Source organism: Streptomyces sp. URMC 126 (genome assembly GCF_051386555.1).
GTDB lineage: Bacteria > Actinomycetota > Actinomycetes > Streptomycetales > Streptomycetaceae > Streptomyces.
This window is the reverse complement of the sequence record NZ_JBPQTX010000157.1, coordinates 1-16,159: the sequence shown is the minus strand read 5'-3', so window position 1 is coordinate 16,159 and position 16,159 is coordinate 1. Positions and strand designations below refer to the sequence as shown.

The window sequence follows — 16,159 nt, the reverse complement described above, 5'->3', positions numbered from 1 at the left end:
CCCGACGCCCCCGCCCAGGGAAAGGTCCTCTGATGCCCCCTGTCTTCGCCCACGGCCGCCTCCGCCTCTACCTGCTCAAGCTGCTCGACGAGGCCCCGCGCCACGGCTACGAGATCATCCGGCTGCTGGAGGAGCGCTTCCAGGGGCTCTACGCCCCGTCCGCCGGCACGGTCTACCCCCGCCTGGCCAAGCTGGAGGCCGAGGGCCTGGTCACCCACACCACCGAGGGCGGCCGCAAGGTCTACGCGATCACCGACGCGGGCCGGGCCGAGCTGAGCGGCCGGGCCGCCGAACTGGACGGCCTGGAGCGGGAGATCCAGGAATCCGTCACGGCCCTCGCCGCCGACATCCAGGAGGACGTACGCGGCGCGGCCGGCGCCCTCCGCCGCGAGCTGCGCGAGGCCGCCGGCCGGCTCCGCGACGGCGCCGCGGGCGCCACCGGCCCGGGCGGCGACCCCTTCGCCGGGATGAAGGAGGAGCTGCGCCGCGCCAAGGAGGAGTGGAAGGAGCAGGCGCGCCGCGCGAAGGAGGAGAGCCGGCGGGCTCGCCAGGAGGCCCAGCAGGCCCGCCACCAGGCGCGGGAGTCCCAGGAGCACACCCGCGAGGAGGTGCTCCGGATCAAGGAGCGCGTCCAGGAGCAGGTCCGCGAGCACACCCGGCGCGGCGACTGGCCGGCGGGCCTCGTGGAGGGCGTCGCCGCGCTCGCCAAGGAGCTGGGCGCGCTGGCGGGCGGGCACCCCGAGCCGGAGCCCGAGCCCCCGACGGTGCGCGTCGAGCGCGCGGACGCGCCCGAGTGGGCGTCGGCGGACGACACCCGCTCGGCGGACCCGGCCCGCGATCTCGACCGCCTGCTGGACCGTTTCCGCGACGAGATCCGCGACGCGGCACGCGACCACGGGGTGAGCGCGGAGCAACTGGCCGCTTGTAGGCGGCACTTGGCCGACGCGGCGGTACGGGTGGGTGCGGTGCTGCGGAAGTAACCGGTAGGGGCCCACGGCGCGCGCCGGCGGGCCCCGCCTGCCCGGCGCTCAGCGTCCGGGCCCGTCCGGCCGCGCCACCACCCGTACCACCGCCCCCGGCCGGGCACGGACCGTCACCCGCCCGCGCACGTCCGGGCGGACCCGTGCCGCGTCCGGCCGGGCCGGTCCGGAGACGGTGACGCGCCAGCCGCGCGGCGACGGCGGCAGCGTCAGCTCCGTCCGGCCGCCGCCTGCCGCCGACGCGGTGTACACCAGCCGGAAGGCGCCGTCCCGGGGGTCGTACGCGGAGGTCAGGACCGTGCCGGCGACGGCCGGGGCGTAGGGCCGGGCCGTGTTCTCCTTGTGCCGTTGGAAGCGGCCCTCGCGGTCCAGGGCGCAGTAGCCGCCGCCGTAGCACCAGGTCCAGCCGGCCCAGCCGGAGCCGTAGCGGTCCAGGGACGCGAGGGCGTCCGCGTAGTAGCGGCCCATGTTCGGCAGGGTGCTGTCGGGCGGTCCCCACTCCCCCACCACGACGGGGATCCGCCGCTCGCGCGGGTAGCGGACGACGGCGGCCTCGTAGCGTTCGATCCAGCGGGCCGCCGGGTCGTAGTCGGCGCCGGTCTCCATCGAGGTCTCGTAGAAGTGCGGCGCGTAGACGAGCCGCCCGGCCGGGTCGTGGATCCGGCCGAGGGAGGCCGGGACGCCCTCGCCGACGACGGGCGTGGGCTCGACGAAGATCCGATGCTTCCGGTCGACGGAACGGATCGCCGCGACGAGGCGGTTGTACATGGGGGTGACCTGGGTGGCTTCCACACGGCCTGCGGCGGCGGGCAGGTCCTCACCCGGACGCAGCTTGCCCATCGGCTCGTTGATCAGGTCGTAGCCGTAGACGGCCGGGTGGCCGGCCAGCCGGCCGGCGAGCACCCGCCACATCCGCTGCTGGGCCCGCCGCAGGTCCGCGTCCTCGTAGAGGTGCTCGAACGCGGCCTGTACGCCGGGTTCGAAGTACTCGGCGAACCAGTCGTCCGGGTGCGGCCGGTACGGCAGGCCGTCGGTGCGGGTGGCCCACTCGGGGATGCCCCGGTGGCCGCCGAACGCGGGCCCGTAGACGTCCTGGTGGGCGTCGATCACGACCCGGACGCGGTAGCGGGCCGCCCAGTCCAGGATCCGTTCGATCTTCCGCAGATAGCGCTCGCTGTAGCGGCCGGGCCGGGGTTCGAGGTCGTCCCAGAAGACCGCGAGCCGGGCGAAGTCGAAGCCGCGGGCGGACAGTTCCCGGAGGTGGCGCTCGGTGATGTCCTCCAGGGCCCGGTCGCCGCGGTGTTCCTTGTCGGCGAGGTTCCAGCCGCGCAGGGTGAGGGTCCGCCCGTCGTCGTCGGTGAGCGGAGGGATCCCGTCGCCCGGCGCGGCGGGGGCCGCGGGGGCGGCTTCGGCCCTTGATGTCGGAGTGGCGAGTGGTGCGACAGCTGTCAGCAGCGCGAGCGCCGAGGCCACGACGGGCCCCGGGCGGCGCACACGTCTCGTCCGCATCCGACGGTCATACCGTCAGGACGACCTTCCCGAACAGCTCGCCCTCGGCCATCCTTTCGAGCCCCTCGCGCGCCCGGTCCAGCGGCAGCACGGAGTCGATCACCGGCCGGACGCCGGTGGCCGCGCAGAAGGCCAGCAGGTCCGCCAGTTCCTCCTTGCTGCCCATGGTCGAGCCGACGACCCTGAGCTCCAGGAAGAAGATCCGGGTCAGCTCCACGGCCGACGGGTTCGGACCACTTGTGGCGCCGGAGATCACGAGCGTGCCGCCGGGCTTAAGGGATTTGACCGAGTGCGACCAGGTCGCCGCGCCGACGGTCTCGATGACCGCGTCCACCCGGTGCGGCAGCCGGGCGCCCGGCTCGAACGCCTCCTCGGCGCCCAGCTCGACGGCCCGCCGCCGCTTGGCCTCGTCCCGGCTGGTCGCGAAGACCCGCAGGCCCGCCGCCGCGCCCAGCACGATCGCGGCGGTGGCCACGCCACCGCCCGCGCCCTGTACCAGGACGCTCTGGCCGGGGCGGACGTTCGCGTTGGTGAACAGCATCCGGTAGGCGGTCAGCCAGGCCGTGGGCAGGCAGGTGGCCTCCTCGAAGGAGAGCTCCTTCGGCTTCGGCAGCAGGTTCCAGGCCGGGACGGTGACCCGCTCGGCGAACGTGCCCTGATAGCGCTCGGTGAGCAGCGAGCGCGGCTCGTCGGGGCCGACCCCGTGGCCCGTCTGGCCGATGACGGAGTGGACGACGACCTCGTTGCCGTCCTCGTCGATCCCGGCGGCGTCACAGCCGAGGATCATCGGAAAGGCGTCCTCCTTGATCCCCACGCCGCGGAGCGTCCACAGGTCGTGGTGGTTGAGGGAGGCGGCCTTGACGGTGACGGTCGTCCAGCCGGGGCGGACCTCGGGCTCGGGGCGTTCGCCCAGCTTGAGCCCGTTCAGCGGCTGGTCCCGGTCGATGCGTGCGGCATAGGCGGCGAACATGGTGCGAACCTAGCGGGGCTCTTGGCCCGGGGGAACGGCGCCGGGGTGTGACGCGGCTCGCGCCGCGAGGGATATGCCCCAGCCCCGCCCTTTCACCGTTTCTCGCGGGGGCAAGCCCCCGCACCCCCGGGCGCGCTGTCCAGCCCGTCCGGCGTTTGAGGACGAGCGGCGGAGCCGCGAAAGGGGGGTCTGGGGGCGCAGCCCCCAGGAATCGGCGAAGTGGGGGTGCCCCCTCTGGGGGAGGGACCGGGGCACAGCCGCCCGCAGGGCTACCGCCGCGCGACCCCGTCCGCCCGAGCCGCCGCGGCCACAGCGGCCGTCACCGCGGGAGCGACCCGCTCGTCGAACGGCGACGGAATGACACAGTCCGCGCTGAGCTCGTCAGCGACGACCGCCGCCAGCGCCTCGGCGGCAGCCAGCTTCATCCCCTCGGTGATCCGCGAGGCCCGCACCTGAAGGGCGCCCGCGAAGATGCCGGGGAAGGCGAGGACGTTGTTGATCTGGTTCGGGTAGTCGCTGCGCCCGGTGGCCACCACGGCCGCGTACTTGTGCGCGACGTCCGGGTGGATCTCCGGGTTCGGGTTCGCCATCGCGAAGATCAGCGCGTTGGCCGCCATCTTCGCGACCGCGGGCTCGGGGACCGTACCGCCGGAGACGCCGATGAAGACGTCCGCGCCGTCGAGGGCCGCCTCCAGGGAGCCGGCGAGCCCGGCCCGGTTGGTGAAGCCGGCCAGTTCCCGCTTGACGTCCGTCAGGTCCTCGCGGTCGCGGGAGACGATGCCCTTGCGGTCGCACACGGCCACGTCGCCGATGCCCGCCTCGACCAGGATGCGCGCGATGGCGACGCCCGCCGCGCCGGCGCCGGAGATGACGGCGCGCAGGTCGCCGAGGGTGCGTCCGGTGAGCTTCGCGGCGTTGCGAAGCGCGGCGAGGGTGACGACGGCGGTGCCGTGCTGGTCGTCGTGGAAGACCGGGATGTCCAGCCGCTCCTGCAGCCGCCGCTCGACCTCGAAGCAGCGGGGGGCGGAGATGTCCTCCAGGTTGACGCCGCCGAAGGAGGGCGCGAGGCGGACGACGGTCTCGACGAGCTCGTCCACCTCGCGGCAGTCGAGCGCGATCGGCACCGCGTCCACGCCGCCGAACTGCTTGAAGAGGATGGCCTTGCCCTCCATCACGGGCAGGGACGCCTCGGGACCGATGTCCCCGAGGCCGAGGACGGCGCTGCCGTCCGTGACGACCGCGACGACCTGGGACTTCCAGGTGTAGTCGTGCACGAGCTCGGGCTGTTCCGCGATCGCGGTGCACACCTTGGCGACGCCCGGTGTGTAGGCGAGGGACAGGTCGTCCTTGTCCCGCACGGGCACGGTCGCCCGCACCGCCATCTTGCCGCCGCGGTGCAGCGCGAAGGCCGGATCGAAGGGCTCGTCCTGAGCACCTTCCTCCGGACCGCTCCCGCTGAGAGGATTGACGATCTCCGCTGCCACTTTCTTGACCCCTTTGTCGAGATGTCCATCGAGGGTATATCCGCCCCTGGAGTGGGGGGCGGCCGGGCGGGTGTCCGCTGCCCCGGCGGTGGCCGGGGCCGGCGTGACCGCCGTGCGGGCGGTCCGCGCGCGGGGGCGCGGTGCGGGGGAGTGCGGACACCGGGCGCGCTGCACGACGCGCCCTGAGCCCCGGGTGCGGGGTGTAAGGGCCCTTTCTACCGGATGAGCGCTACGGCCGACGAGTGAGATACGGCGTTCTCTGCCACACCGCACCGATGTCGGCCGGAAACCGGTGCCAACTGATGCTCCGCGTCCATGAAGTGAGACGTGGGGTGCGTGATGTGCGTCTCGCTCCCGGAGTGAACGGAAGCGATCAATCAACGCACCACTACCCGAACACCCCACACCAGCAACACGATCATCCCGTTATCCGATTTTGACATTGCTGGCCCCCCGAACGGTGTAGTCCGGATGGCAAGATGCCCCAATCACCCGAGGTCGCGGCAGCCGGTGAAGTGTGCTGTCGCCCTCGGAGAGGCCTCGCAGTGCATTCCGTGTGAAGAGTCGGCTATCCCCTCACCCGCAGGAGGAACCAGCAATGACCGCAAGCACCACCCCTCGCCCGGCTGCCGCCAGGAGTCGTTTGGCCGCCGCCGGCGCGATCGCGGTCGCCGGCGCCCTGCTGCTGACCGGTTGTGGCGACCAGACCAAGAACAAGTCCAAGGACGGCGACTCGTCGTCCGCCGGCGCCTCGGCCCCCCTGTTCGACAAGCTCCCGCAGTCCTTCAAGGACTCCCGGGTGATCAAGGTGGGCTCGGACATCGCCTACCCGCCGGTGGAGTTCGTCAAGGACGGCAAGACCGTCGGCATCGACCCGGACATCGCGGACGCGCTCGGCAAGCAGCTCGGCGTGCGCTTCGAGTTCAACAACTCCAAGTTCGACTCCCTCGTCGCGGGCCTCCAGTCCAAGCGCTACCACATCGCCATGTCGGCCATGACCGACACCAAGAACCGGCAGAACGGCGTCGACCCCAAGACCGGGAAGAAGGTCACGGAAGGCCTCGACTTCGTCGACTACTTCCAGGCCGGCGTCTCCCTCTACACGCCCAAGGGCAAGACCCAGGGGATCAAGGGCTGGCAGGACCTGTGCGGGAAGAAGGTCGTCGTCCAGCGCGGCACCGTCTCGCACGACCTCACCGTCGCCCAGTCCAAGAAGTGCGGTGACGACGAGATCTCCGTCGAGGCGTACGACACCGACGTGCTGGCCCAGACCCGGCTGCGCAGCGGTGGCGCGGACGCCGGCGCCAGCGACTTCCCCGTCGCCGCCTACGCGGTGAAGACCTCCGGCGGCGGCAACGACTTCGAGATCGTGGGCGACCAGGTGGAGGCGGCCCCGTACGGCATCGCCGTCGGCAAGGAGAACGCCCAGCTCCGTGACGCCATCAAGGCCGCCATGGACGCCATCATCAAGAACGGCGAGTACCAGAAGATCATGGACAAGTGGGGCGTCACGGCGGGCGCCATCAAGGAAGCCAAGGTCAACGGCGGCTCCTGACCCACCGCACGCTCGCTGAAAGGCCACTTCCGTGACCGTAAACATCGACAAGGCCCAGGACTCCGGCGACGCCCGCCCGGAATCCGGCACGGCCCCCGAGGCCCTCAAGGCCATCCCCGTACGCCACTACGGCCGCTGGGTGTCGGCCGTCCTGGCCCTCGCCGTCCTCGGCCTCCTGATCAACGCCTTCGCCCAGGGAAGGGTCAACTGGGGCACCGTTCCCGACTACTTCTTCGACGGCGACGTCCTCAAGGGCGTCCGGAACACCATCACCATCACCGTCCTGTCCATGGTGGTAGGCGTCGTCCTCGGCGTGATCCTGGCGGTGATGCGGCTGTCCAAGAACCCCGTCACGTCCTCGATCTCCTGGTTCTACATCTGGTTCTTCCGTGGCACGCCGGTCTACGTCCAGCTTCTGCTCTGGTTCAACCTCGGACTCGTCTTCGAGTACATCAACCTCGGGCCGATCTACAAGGACTACTGGTCGTCGTTCATGACGCCCTTCCTGGCCGCCCTGCTCGGACTCGGCCTCAACGAGGCCGCGTACATGGCGGAGATCTGCCGCGCCGGCCTCCAGTCGGTGGACGAGGGCCAGACCGAGGCCGCGCACGCGCTCGGCATGAGCCACGCCAAGACGCTGCGCCGGGTGGTGCTGCCGCAGGCGATGCGGGTGATCGTGCCGCCGACCGGCAACGAGTTCATCAACATGCTCAAGACCACCTCGCTGGTCATCGCGGTGCAGTACTACGACCTGCTCCAGGCCACCTCCAACGTCGGCCAGACCTCGGGCGCCACGGTCGAGATGCTTTTCGTCGCCGCCGCCTGGTACCTGGTCCTCACCAGCGTGCTGAGCGTCGGCCAGTACTACCTGGAACGCCGGTTCGCCCGCGGTTCGACGCGGAACCTGCCGCCCACACCCCTACAGAAGGTCGTCAAGGCCAACCTGCTCTCGTTCGGCAACCGCCAGGCCGGAGGCACCGCATGACCGCCACCCCGATGGTGAAGGCCGAAGGCGTCCACAAGTCCTTCGGCGCCGTCCAGGTCCTCAAGGGCATCGACCTGGAAGTCGCCCCGCGTGAGGTGTTCTGCCTCATCGGCCCCTCCGGCTCCGGCAAGTCGACCTTCCTGCGGTGCATCAACCACCTGGAGAAGATCAACGGCGGCCGGCTGTACGTCGACGGCGAGCTCGTCGGCTACCGCCAGCAGGGCGACAAGCTCTACGAGCTGAAGGACCGCGAGGTCGCCGCCCAGCGCCGGGACATCGGCATGGTCTTCCAGCGCTTCAACCTGTTCCCGCACATGACGGCCGTGGAGAACGTCATGGAGGCGCCGGTGCAGGTCAAGCGCGAGACCAAGTCCGTCGCCCGGGAGCGGGCGCTGAAGCTGCTGGACCGCGTCGGCCTCGCCGACAAGGCGGGCAACTACCCGTCCCAGCTCTCCGGCGGCCAGCAGCAGCGGGTGGCGATAGCCAGGGCTCTCGCGATGGAGCCCAAGCTGATGCTGTTCGACGAGCCGACGTCGGCGCTCGACCCGGAGCTGGTCGGCGACGTCCTCGACGTGATGCGGGACCTCGCCGAGGAGGGGATGACCATGGTGGTGGTCACCCACGAGATGGGCTTCGCCCGCGAGGTCGGCGACTCGCTGGTCTTCATGGACAACGGCGTCGTCGTCGAATCCGGTGACCCCCGGGAGGTGCTCACCAACCCCCGGCACGAACGGACGAAGTCCTTCCTGTCCAAGGTGCTGTGAGCCGCCGGGGGCGTGCGCGGCCGCGGTCACTCCTCCACCCCGCTTCCACACCCCCGCGCATCCCGTCGGCGCCGACCCCCTCCAAGGCGCCCGCCGAACGGATGACGCAGCGCACCGCCGGACGGCGGTCGTACGGAACACGGTTCCGCGCGGCCGCCGTCCGGCGTTTGCGGACACCAGTTCGTCTACGGTGCGCGTGGCCGGAAAGTGCGTACCGCCCTCCCGCCCGACGTACGCTGTAATACCCTCGTCGGATCGACATCCATTACCCATCGGGGCCCGGCCCCGGGCCGACCACCGAAGGACCCCCCGTGGAACTGGCCTCCTACGCCGACTACGCCGTCCGGCTGGTCAACACCGAGGCGCCCGCGCGCGGCACCGACACCCTCACCTCGCTCGACGGCGCCCGGGACGTCTTCGGCCCCGCCTCCCAGATGGCGCGCCGGCTGACCGACGGCGACGTCACCCGGCTGCGCGGCGTCCGGACGCGGCTGCGCGCGGTCTTCGAGGCGGCCGCGGAGGGCGACGAGGTACGGGCCGTGGACCTGCTCAACGCGCTGCTGATGGAGTTCCCCGTCAGCCCGCAGATCTCCGGGCACCAGCAGCGCGACGAGGCCGGCCGGCCCGACTGGCACCTGCACATCGCCGACCACGCCGCGAACTCGGCGGCCGGCTACACCGCGACGGCCTGCATGGGCCTCGCCGTCCACCTCACCGAGCTGGGCGTGGACCGGCTGGGCATCTGCCAGGCCCCGCCGTGCCGCAACGCCTACCTCGACACCTCGACCAACCGCTCCCGCCGCTACTGCTCCGACCGCTGCGCCACCCGGGCCAACGTCGCCGCCTATCGGGCCCGCAAGCGGCGCGAGAGCGGCAGCCCCAGCAGCCCGGACGAGCGCACCGGCCGGACGGCCGAGGCCGCCCAGGAGAGCAGCGCGCCCGCCGACCGCTGACCCGGCTGCGGCAGCGGACGCAGCCGCACCCAGGCGCGGGCCACGACGAGCTCGTCGGGCACCGCGCCGAACTCCCGGCTGTCGTTCTCCACCAGCGGGTTGTCCCCGGTGACCCACCAGCCGCCGTCGCGCCGCTCCACCGCGCGCTTGACGATCAGCAGGTCCTGCCGGAACGGGTGCCGCAGCACCACCACGTCCCCCGGGCGCACGCTCGCGCCGTACTGCACCACCAGCTGGTCGCCCGGGTTCAGCGTCGGGACCATCGACGGGTTGTAGACCTCGGCCAGCCCGATCCGCAGCAGTCCGCGACGCTCGCGGTCCAGCCCGTGCCCGCGCTCGTCCAGTCGCTCCTGCACCTCGGCTCCTCACTCCCGTCCGTCTCCGTCCGGTCCCAGCCTGACACCGGTCTTTCGTCCTAAGCCCCACGGGGTGCCCGGGAAAAGCCTTCCCGCACCGAGTAATCTCGCACCTGAGAAGACGATCACGAGGAAGGACAGCACCACTATGCTTTCCCGCCTGTTCGCCCCCAAGGTGAAGGTCAGCGCCCACTGCGACCTGCCCTGCGGCGTGTACGACCCGGCCCAGGCCCGCATCGAGGCGGAATCGGTCAAGGCCGTCCAGGAGAAGTACCAGGCCAACGAGGACCCCCACTTCCGTGCCCGCGCCACGATCATCAAGGAGCAGCGCGCGGAGCTCGCCAAGCACCACGTCTCGGTGCTGTGGAGCGACTACTTCAAGGCGCCGCACTTCGAGAAGTACCCCCAGTTGCACCAGCTGGTCAATGACACCCTGAAGGCGCTGAGCGCCGCCAAGGCGTCGACCGACCCGAAGACGGGCGAGAAGGCGCTGGAGCTCATCGCCGAGATCGACCGTATCTTCTGGGAGACCAAGAAGGCGTAAGGCCCGCCCTCGTCCGCGCGCGGCCGAGGGGGCGCTCGACGCGCCGCCCCGGGCGCGCGGCGGTACGAGGTACGCGGTACGCGGTGCGTGTCACCGGAGAGCGAGGGGCCCGGCCGGATCACCGGCCGGGCCCCTCGTCGTCGTCCGGGCGGCGCTCACCGGACGTGCGGACCGGGGCGTACGGAGCGGCGCGCGCCCGCGCGGGCCGGTGGGCGCCCGCCTGGTCAGGCCCTCGCGCGACCGTGCGAACGTGTGACCGCCCGGTCGGGTGTCCCCCGTCCGACTACTTGGGAAGGGCCCACTTCAAGGGCGCCTTGTAGAAGCCGCGGCGGAAGGTGATGTGAGTGACCTTCTTGCCCTGCGGCACGACGAAGGTCTGGCAGAAGACGCGCTCCTCGCCCTTGTTCCACGCCTTGTCGTAGTCGGCGCTGTTGCAGTCGGCCGGCGTCCCCGGGAGCTGCCCGATGGTCAGGAGCGGCCTTCCCTGCTCGCCGCCCTCCACCAGGGTGCCGATGTTGGTGGTCACCATGGGCGGCTTCATGGGGCTGTCGCCGTCGGCCAGCTTGGCCTTCAGGTAGGCGAACGCGACCGTCTTCCCCGCGAACTTGGCCGCGTCCGAGCCGCCCTTGAGCGCCTCCGGTTTGCCCATCACCACCTTCTGGGCGGTGACGACGAACTTGCCCTTCTGGCTGGCCGTGTCCAGCTCCTGCTCCTCCGGGCTGGGCTGCCCGGCCGCGAGCTCCCGGTCGCCGGCGTCGGTCTGGCCGCCGGACTTCCCGCCGGACGACGCCGACCCCGTCTTCCCCGTTCCCGAGGCGGCGGAGTCCTTCGCGTCCTTGCCGGACGAACCGCAGGCGGTCAGCGCCAGGGCGGCCACGACGGCCCCCGCGGCGAGCGCGGCGCGGCGGGGTGCCGCGGCGGTGAGATGAGTGACGTCGATGCGCAAGGTTTCCCCCGTTTGTTCCGTGGTGCTATTCCGGTTCCGAATCCGGAAACGGCGACCGAGTTTACGCAGCGTTCTCCGCGCGGGAGAATCCGGCGCACCCGGCCGGTGAACTCCGCTATTTCCCGGCGGAATTCAGGAGAGTTTCGGTACCTCGCCTCCCGCGACCGAGGACAGGGGCCGGGGTAAGACGCCACCCGCCACACGCCCACCGCCCCGCGCCTCCCTCCTCCGCACAGGCGCGCGAAATCCCGTTGCCCGCCGCCCGGTCTCAGGGCACAGTGGGGACATCGCTTCACGCATCTCCCGGTGCGCTGGGGACGGCTACTTCGTTTCGGGAACGGGTGGTTGCGGGTTCGAATCCCGTCCGGGGCTCCCTGCCCCGGTAGCTCAACGGCAGAGCGCCATGTACCGTCCTCGACCCCGACCTCGGGAGAGCAACAGCACACACGCACCTCCCGGTGCGCGGGCCACGGCTACTTCTTTGCCGGAATCACGCCGTGGCCGAACCGATCTCGGGAGGCGCGGCACCGGGGCGTCCGGTGCGCCGGGCCGCGGCTACTTCGGGTTCGAATCCTGCGCGCGGCTCCGTCCCGTCGACACGGGACCGAGCGGCGTACCGCCCAGTCATCGGCGGGCGATCCGCGGCCCTCCCGATCTCGGACGCACCGGACCGCCGTCCGGCCTCCCTCCGACCGTCGCGGACCACGAGCCGCCACACATGACCAACCGCCGTACACCGCGGGCCGTCGCACACCACGGGCCCGTCGGTCACGGCCCAAGGGGGGATCCGTTTCTCATGTCCCGTTTCAACGCCCGCGGCCGTCGCCGCGGAGCCGCCACGTCGCCCGTCGCCACGACGGGCGTGACGACCGTCAACCACCAGGGCGGCACCGGGCACCTCCGGGACGCCCGCGGTGAGCTGTTCCTGCTCGCCGTCACCAACACCGTCACCCAGGACACGTTCTACGAGGACGGCGGGGGGCGCGACGACCGGTTCGCCGGTCTCGTACGCCGGCTGGCGGTCGAGGATCCCGAGTGGACGGCCCGGCTGCTGGGCTGGCTGCGCGCGGACGGCGGCATGCGGACGGCGTCGCTCGTCGGCGCTGCCGAGTTCGTCCACGCGCGGCTCGCGGCAGGCGAGGCGGCGGCGCCGGCCGCCGGGCCGTACGGCAACCGGGGCGTCGTGGCGTCGGTCCTGCTCCGCCCGGACGAGCCGGGCGAGTTGCTCGGCTACTGGACGTCGCGGTACGGGCGGGCGGTGCCGAAGCCGGTCAAGCGCGGCGTGGGGGACGCGGTGCGCCGGCTGTACCACGGCAAGGCGCTGCTCAAGTACGACACCGCCGGCAAGGCGTTCCGCTTCGGCGACGTCCTCAACCTCGTCCACCCCGCTCCGGACCCCGCCAAGCCGTGGCAGGGCGAGCTGTTCCGCTACGCGCTGGACCGCCGGCACCACCCGGAGACCGCCGTACCGCCGGCCGCCGACCCCGTGCTCACCGCGCACCGGGAGCTGATGTCCGTCCCGGTCGCGGAGCGGCGGGCCGTGCTCACCGGCCCGGACGGCGCCGAACGGCTGGCCGCGGCGGGCATGACGTGGGAGGCGCTGGCCGGCTGGCTCCAGGGGCCGCTGGACCGGGCGGCCTGGGAGGCCGTCATCCCGTCCATGGGCACCATGGCGCTCGTCCGCAACCTGCGGAACTTCGACGAGGCGGGGGTGGGCGACGAGGTCGCCGCCGCCGTCGCCGCGCGGATCGCCGACCCGGTGGAGGTGGCCCGCTCCCGGCAGTTCCCCTTCCGCTACCTGGCCGCGTACCGGCACACCGGCTCCCTGCGCTGGGCCGACGCCCTGGAGCGCGCGCTGTCCCACTCGCTCGTCAACGTCCCGTCCCTGAACGGCCGGACGCTGGTGCTGGTCGACCGGTCGGCGTCGATGTTCGACGGGATCAGCGAGCGGACCCGGCTGAACCGGGCCGACAGCGCGGCGGTCTTCGGCACGGCGCTCGCCCTCCGGGCGGAGTCGGCCGACCTGGTGGAGTTCGGCACGACGAGCCGCCGGATCCCGCTGGCTCCCGGTACCTCGGTACTGCGGGCGACGGAACGGTTCGGCGCACTGGGCGGCACGGAGACCGCGGACGCGGTGCGCCGGCACTACGCCGGGCACGACCGCGTGGTCATCGTCACCGACGAGCAGGCGGCTCCCGGCGGGTACGGCGACGCCGCGTCCGCCGTCCCGGCCCACATCCCCGTCTACACCTGGAACCTCGCCGGCTACCGCACCGGACACGCCCCCTCGGGCACCGGCGGCCGGCACACTTTCGGCGGTCTCGGTGACGCCGCCTTCCGCGCGATCCCGCTGCTGGAGGCGGGGCGGGACGCGGCGTGGCCGTGGGAGGGACGCGGCGCGGACGAACGGTCCTGAAGCTCGCCTCGGCGGTCATGCCGTACCTCTCGGGGCGGTGGAGCCGCCCCGGCGCGTCGTCCGTCAGACCGCCGTCTCCGCCGTCGCGGCCTCCGCCAAGGCCGTCCCGAAGGCGCTGAGCCGGGCCGTCGCCGCGTCACGGTGACGGACCAGGCCGAGGGCGGACGGGGTGAGGCCGTCCACGGGGACGAACGCGAGGTCCTCGCGGCCCTGGTACGCCCCGGTCGGCCGGCACAGCAGCATGCCGCCGCGGCCGGCGGCGGCCAGGGTCAGGCCCTCCTGGAGCGTGGACACCACCGGCCCCGCCGGAACCGGCCGGCCGCCCGGGGTGACGGCCGGCGCCTGCGCCGCCCGCCAGTAGGCCGGGGCCGGGGCGGCGGGGCCGATGAGGGGGCAGTCGGCGAGGTCCTCGGCGCGGAGGCGGTCGCGGGACGCGAACGGATGCCGTACCGACACCGCGAGCGTCTGCCGCTCCCGGGAGAAGACCGGGCCGAGCACCAGATCCGGCTCGGCGACCGGCAGCAGGACGACGGCCGTGTCGACCTCGCCCCGGCGTACCGGGCCGAATGGGTCGGCGAGCGGAATCTCCGCCATCTCGATCTCGCACCCGGGGTGGCGTTCCCGGAAGGCGTGCACGGCCGCCACGACCGTACGTCCGGCGACGCCCTGGAAGCCGACGCGCAGGACGCCCTCGACGCCGCGCGCCGCGTCGCGGACGTCGCCGACCGCGTTCCGGAGCGCGTCGTAGGCGGGGCGCAGGTCGGCGAGGAAACGTTCACCCAGGGGGGTCAGGGCCACCCGCCGGCTGGTGCGGTGGACGAGGCGCGCCCCGACGCGGCGTTCCAGGGCGCGGAGCAGCTGGCTGACCCTGCTCTGCGAGACGAACAGCCGCTCGCCGGCGCGGCCGAAGTGCAGTTCCTCGGCCAGGGCGAGGAAGCATTCCAGTTCCCGCAGGTCCAGGCCGCTCACCGGCTCTCCTCTCTCTCCGTCCGCCTGACGGACGCGTCCGCCGTCGCCGTCTCGGGCCGCAGCCGTCAAAGCGGTCGTCGGCGCCGAAGCGGTCGTCGGCGCCGTCATCGATAAGTCCCGCTCATGGAGCGGTGAGCGATCGGCCGTTGTTCCCGGCGGGGCCCGCGCCGAGGCTGGACGCATGATGAAGATCGGAAACACGGGTGGGTGGCCGGCCGTGGCCGCCGTGGCGGCGGGCACGTTCTCGGTGGTGACGACGGAGATGCTGCCGATCGGTCTGCTCAGCCCGATCGGGGAGGGGCTGGGCGTGTCGGACGGCACGGCCGGGCTGACGATGACGCTCCCCGGGGTGGTGGCGGCCGTGGCCGCGCCCGCCGTCGCGATGTGCGCGGGCCGGCTGGACCGGCGCCTGCTGCTGCTGACGCTGATGGGGCTGCTCACCGCCGCCGACTTCCTCTCCGCCGCCGCACCGGGGATCGAGGTGCTGCTGGTGATGCGGGTGCTGGTGGGTGTGTGCATCGGCGGGGTGTGGGCCATCGCCGCCGGACTGGGCGCACGGCTCGTCCCCTCCCCCGCCGTCGGCCGCGCCACCTCGGTGATCTTCAGCGGGATCGCCGTGGCCTCGGTGCTCGGCGTCCCCGCGGGCACGTCGGTGGGCGGGTGGGCCGGCTGGCGGGCGGCCTTCGTCGCGATGGGAGCGGTCGCGCTCCTGGTGACGGTGGCCCTGGCGGTGGTCCTGCCGCCGCTGCCGCCCCGGGGCGCGGCACCGTCGCGCGCCCTGCCCGCGCTGCTGCGCGCCCGCCGGGTCCGCGCGGCGCTGCTGGTCGTCCTGCTGCTGGTGTGCGGTCACTTCGCGGGCTACACCTTCGTCCGCCCCGCCCTGGAACGGATCCCCGGGACGGGCTCGTCCACGATCAGCGGCCTCATGCTCGCGTACGGCGTCGCCGGCGTGGCGGGCAACTTCCTGGCCGGCACGGCGGCCGTCCGGCATCCGCGCCGCGTCCTGACGGTGATCGCGGTGACGCTGGGGGCGGTCATACCCGCCGTCTCGCTGACGGCCGGCGGAACGGCGGGGGCGGCCGGGCTGCTCGTGGCGTGGGGACTCGCCTACGGCGGCGTCTCGGTCGGAACGCAGACCTGGCTGTCGGCCGTGGCACCAGAGGCGGGGGAAGCGGCGTCCGCGCTCTTCGTCGCGGTCTTCAACGGGGCCATCGCGCTCGGAGCTCTGCTGGGCGGCCGGACGGTGGACGCGGTGTCGGTACCCGCCGCCCTGTGGCTGGGCGGCCTGCTGGCCGCCGCGGCCGTGGTGCCGCTGGGACTGTCGGGTCGTACGGGGACGCGGCCGGGGCGTCCGGGACGGACGGGGCAGCCCGGGGAGACGGTCGGGACGGGTGCCGCGTCCTGACGTCCGTGCGCCATGCCGGATGTCCCGTACGGCGCCCCGCCCCTCGGTCCTCCCTCATCCCGCGGCCCCCAACGTCTGTACCGCCGGCCCGTGCGGCCGAGGACCTGACCGACGACCACCGCCACGAGGACGATCGCGAGCCCGACCGCCTGCCGGAGCGTCAGGTCCTGTCCATCGCCACCACGCCGATGACCGCCGCGACCGGCGGGCCGACGAGGCCGAGGTGGGGGCGAGGCGTCCGATACCGCAGAGGAAGCAGGGGCAGGCGGCGGCGCACCACCCCGCGCGTCCGGCGGGGGAGCGCCGCCCCCTCCCCCCCCGAC

General features: G+C 72.9%; 14 protein-coding genes and 1 tRNA gene. 9 read left to right on the top strand and 6 right to left on the bottom strand.

Annotation, left to right across the window (positions count from 1 at the left end; genetic code table 11):
* Window positions 1-32: 32 nt before the first annotated feature.
* Window positions 33-980 (top strand): helix-turn-helix transcriptional regulator, encoded by a 948-nt coding sequence (locus ACSNOK_RS19595; RefSeq protein ID WP_436782014.1) that lies wholly within the window; start codon window positions 33-35, stop codon window positions 978-980.
* A 48-nt stretch (window positions 981-1,028) separates the two neighbouring features.
* Here the strand turns inward: ACSNOK_RS19595 and ACSNOK_RS19590 are convergent, their stop codons facing one another.
* The 3 genes from ACSNOK_RS19590 to ACSNOK_RS19580 form a co-directional block, all read right to left on the bottom strand.
* Window positions 1,029-2,489, bottom strand: a complete 1,461-nt coding sequence (locus ACSNOK_RS19590; protein WP_436782013.1) for a cellulase family glycosylhydrolase — start codon at window positions 2,487-2,489, stop codon at window positions 1,029-1,031.
* Between the two features lie 7 nt (window positions 2,490-2,496).
* A complete protein-coding gene (locus ACSNOK_RS19585; RefSeq protein WP_436782012.1) occupies window positions 2,497-3,459 on the bottom strand; it encodes a zinc-binding dehydrogenase in 963 nt (320 codons plus the stop codon).
* 269 nt (window positions 3,460-3,728) lie between these two features.
* Window positions 3,729-4,943, bottom strand: coding sequence for an NAD(P)-dependent malic enzyme (locus ACSNOK_RS19580; protein WP_436782011.1), 1,215 nt, complete (start codon window positions 4,941-4,943; stop codon window positions 3,729-3,731).
* A gap of 598 nt (window positions 4,944-5,541) precedes the next feature.
* On the opposite strand from ACSNOK_RS19580, the gene ACSNOK_RS19575 reads away from it, so the two are divergent.
* From ACSNOK_RS19575 to ACSNOK_RS19560, 4 genes are all read left to right on the top strand, one after another.
* Window positions 5,542-6,498 carry an ABC transporter substrate-binding protein gene (locus ACSNOK_RS19575; RefSeq protein ID WP_436782010.1) on the top strand — a complete coding sequence of 319 codons (957 nt, stop codon included), beginning with the start codon at window positions 5,542-5,544 and terminating at the stop codon, window positions 6,496-6,498.
* 31 nt (window positions 6,499-6,529) lie between these two features.
* The gene (locus tag ACSNOK_RS19570) at window positions 6,530-7,483 is read left to right on the top strand and encodes an amino acid ABC transporter permease (RefSeq protein ID WP_436782009.1); all 954 of its coding nucleotides are present in this window, start codon (window positions 6,530-6,532) and stop codon (window positions 7,481-7,483) included.
* Window positions 7,480-8,247, top strand: coding sequence for an amino acid ABC transporter ATP-binding protein (locus ACSNOK_RS19565; RefSeq protein WP_436782008.1), 768 nt, complete (start codon window positions 7,480-7,482; stop codon window positions 8,245-8,247). The genes ACSNOK_RS19570 and ACSNOK_RS19565 overlap by 4 nt, the downstream gene beginning before the upstream one ends.
* Before the next feature lie 311 nt (window positions 8,248-8,558).
* Window positions 8,559-9,200 (top strand): CGNR zinc finger domain-containing protein, encoded by a 642-nt coding sequence (locus ACSNOK_RS19560; RefSeq protein WP_436782007.1) that lies wholly within the window; start codon window positions 8,559-8,561, stop codon window positions 9,198-9,200.
* Here the strand turns inward: ACSNOK_RS19560 and sodX are convergent.
* Window positions 9,092-9,556 (bottom strand): nickel-type superoxide dismutase maturation protease, encoded by a 465-nt coding sequence (gene sodX, locus ACSNOK_RS19555; protein WP_436782006.1) that lies wholly within the window; start codon window positions 9,554-9,556, stop codon window positions 9,092-9,094. The two genes, ACSNOK_RS19560 and sodX, sit on opposite strands and share 109 nt — an antisense overlap.
* Window positions 9,557-9,704: 148 nt before the next feature.
* Between sodX and sodN the strand changes: the two genes are divergently transcribed.
* Window positions 9,705-10,100, top strand: a complete 396-nt coding sequence (gene sodN, locus ACSNOK_RS19550; RefSeq protein WP_004937667.1) for a superoxide dismutase, Ni — start codon at window positions 9,705-9,707, stop codon at window positions 10,098-10,100.
* 283 nt (window positions 10,101-10,383) lie between these two features.
* Here the strand turns inward: sodN and ACSNOK_RS19545 are convergent, their stop codons facing one another.
* The gene (locus ACSNOK_RS19545; RefSeq protein WP_436782005.1) at window positions 10,384-11,046 is read right to left on the bottom strand and encodes a hypothetical protein; all 663 of its coding nucleotides are present in this window, start codon (window positions 11,044-11,046) and stop codon (window positions 10,384-10,386) included.
* Between the two features lie 302 nt (window positions 11,047-11,348).
* On the opposite strand from ACSNOK_RS19545, the gene ACSNOK_RS19540 reads away from it, so the two are divergent.
* Together ACSNOK_RS19540 and ACSNOK_RS19535 are read left to right on the top strand one after the other, a co-directional pair.
* Window positions 11,349-11,418: transfer RNA gene (locus ACSNOK_RS19540), tRNA-OTHER, on the top strand.
* 424 nt (window positions 11,419-11,842) lie between these two features.
* Window positions 11,843-13,462: a TROVE domain-containing protein gene (locus ACSNOK_RS19535; RefSeq protein ID WP_436782004.1), complete on the top strand. Its 1,620-nt coding sequence runs from the start codon at window positions 11,843-11,845 to the stop codon at window positions 13,460-13,462.
* Window positions 13,463-13,525: 63 nt separating this feature from the next.
* Here ACSNOK_RS19535 and ACSNOK_RS19530 read toward each other — a convergent pair whose 3' ends face one another.
* Window positions 13,526-14,431, bottom strand: coding sequence for a LysR substrate-binding domain-containing protein (locus ACSNOK_RS19530; RefSeq protein WP_436782003.1), 906 nt, complete (start codon window positions 14,429-14,431; stop codon window positions 13,526-13,528).
* 181 nt (window positions 14,432-14,612) lie between these two features.
* On the opposite strand from ACSNOK_RS19530, the gene ACSNOK_RS19525 reads away from it, so the two are divergent.
* Entirely contained in the window at window positions 14,613-15,836 is a 1,224-nt protein-coding gene (locus ACSNOK_RS19525) for an MFS transporter (protein WP_436782002.1), read from the top strand.
* The last annotated feature ends 323 nt before the right edge of the window (window positions 15,837-16,159 follow it).

What these genes read in the sequence shown, in the direction of transcription:
- ACSNOK_RS19535 (WP_436782004.1), top strand. Translation starts at nt 11,843, where the DNA reads ATGTCCCGTTTCAACGCCCGCGGCCGTCGCCGCGGAGCCGCCACGTCG.
- ACSNOK_RS19595 (WP_436782014.1), top strand. Translation starts at nt 33, where the DNA reads ATGCCCCCTGTCTTCGCCCACGGCCGCCTCCGCCTCTACCTGCTCAAG.
- ACSNOK_RS19565 (WP_436782008.1), top strand. Translation starts at nt 7,480, where the DNA reads ATGACCGCCACCCCGATGGTGAAGGCCGAAGGCGTCCACAAGTCCTTC.
- ACSNOK_RS19525 (WP_436782002.1), top strand. Translation starts at nt 14,613, where the DNA reads ATGATGAAGATCGGAAACACGGGTGGGTGGCCGGCCGTGGCCGCCGTG.
- ACSNOK_RS19585 (WP_436782012.1), bottom strand. Translation starts at nt 3,459, where the DNA reads ATGTTCGCCGCCTATGCCGCACGCATCGACCGGGACCAGCCGCTGAAC.
- sodN (WP_004937667.1), top strand. Translation starts at nt 9,705, where the DNA reads ATGCTTTCCCGCCTGTTCGCCCCCAAGGTGAAGGTCAGCGCCCACTGC.
- ACSNOK_RS19590 (WP_436782013.1), bottom strand. Translation starts at nt 2,489, where the DNA reads ATGCGGACGAGACGTGTGCGCCGCCCGGGGCCCGTCGTGGCCTCGGCG.
- ACSNOK_RS19575 (WP_436782010.1), top strand. Translation starts at nt 5,542, where the DNA reads ATGACCGCAAGCACCACCCCTCGCCCGGCTGCCGCCAGGAGTCGTTTG.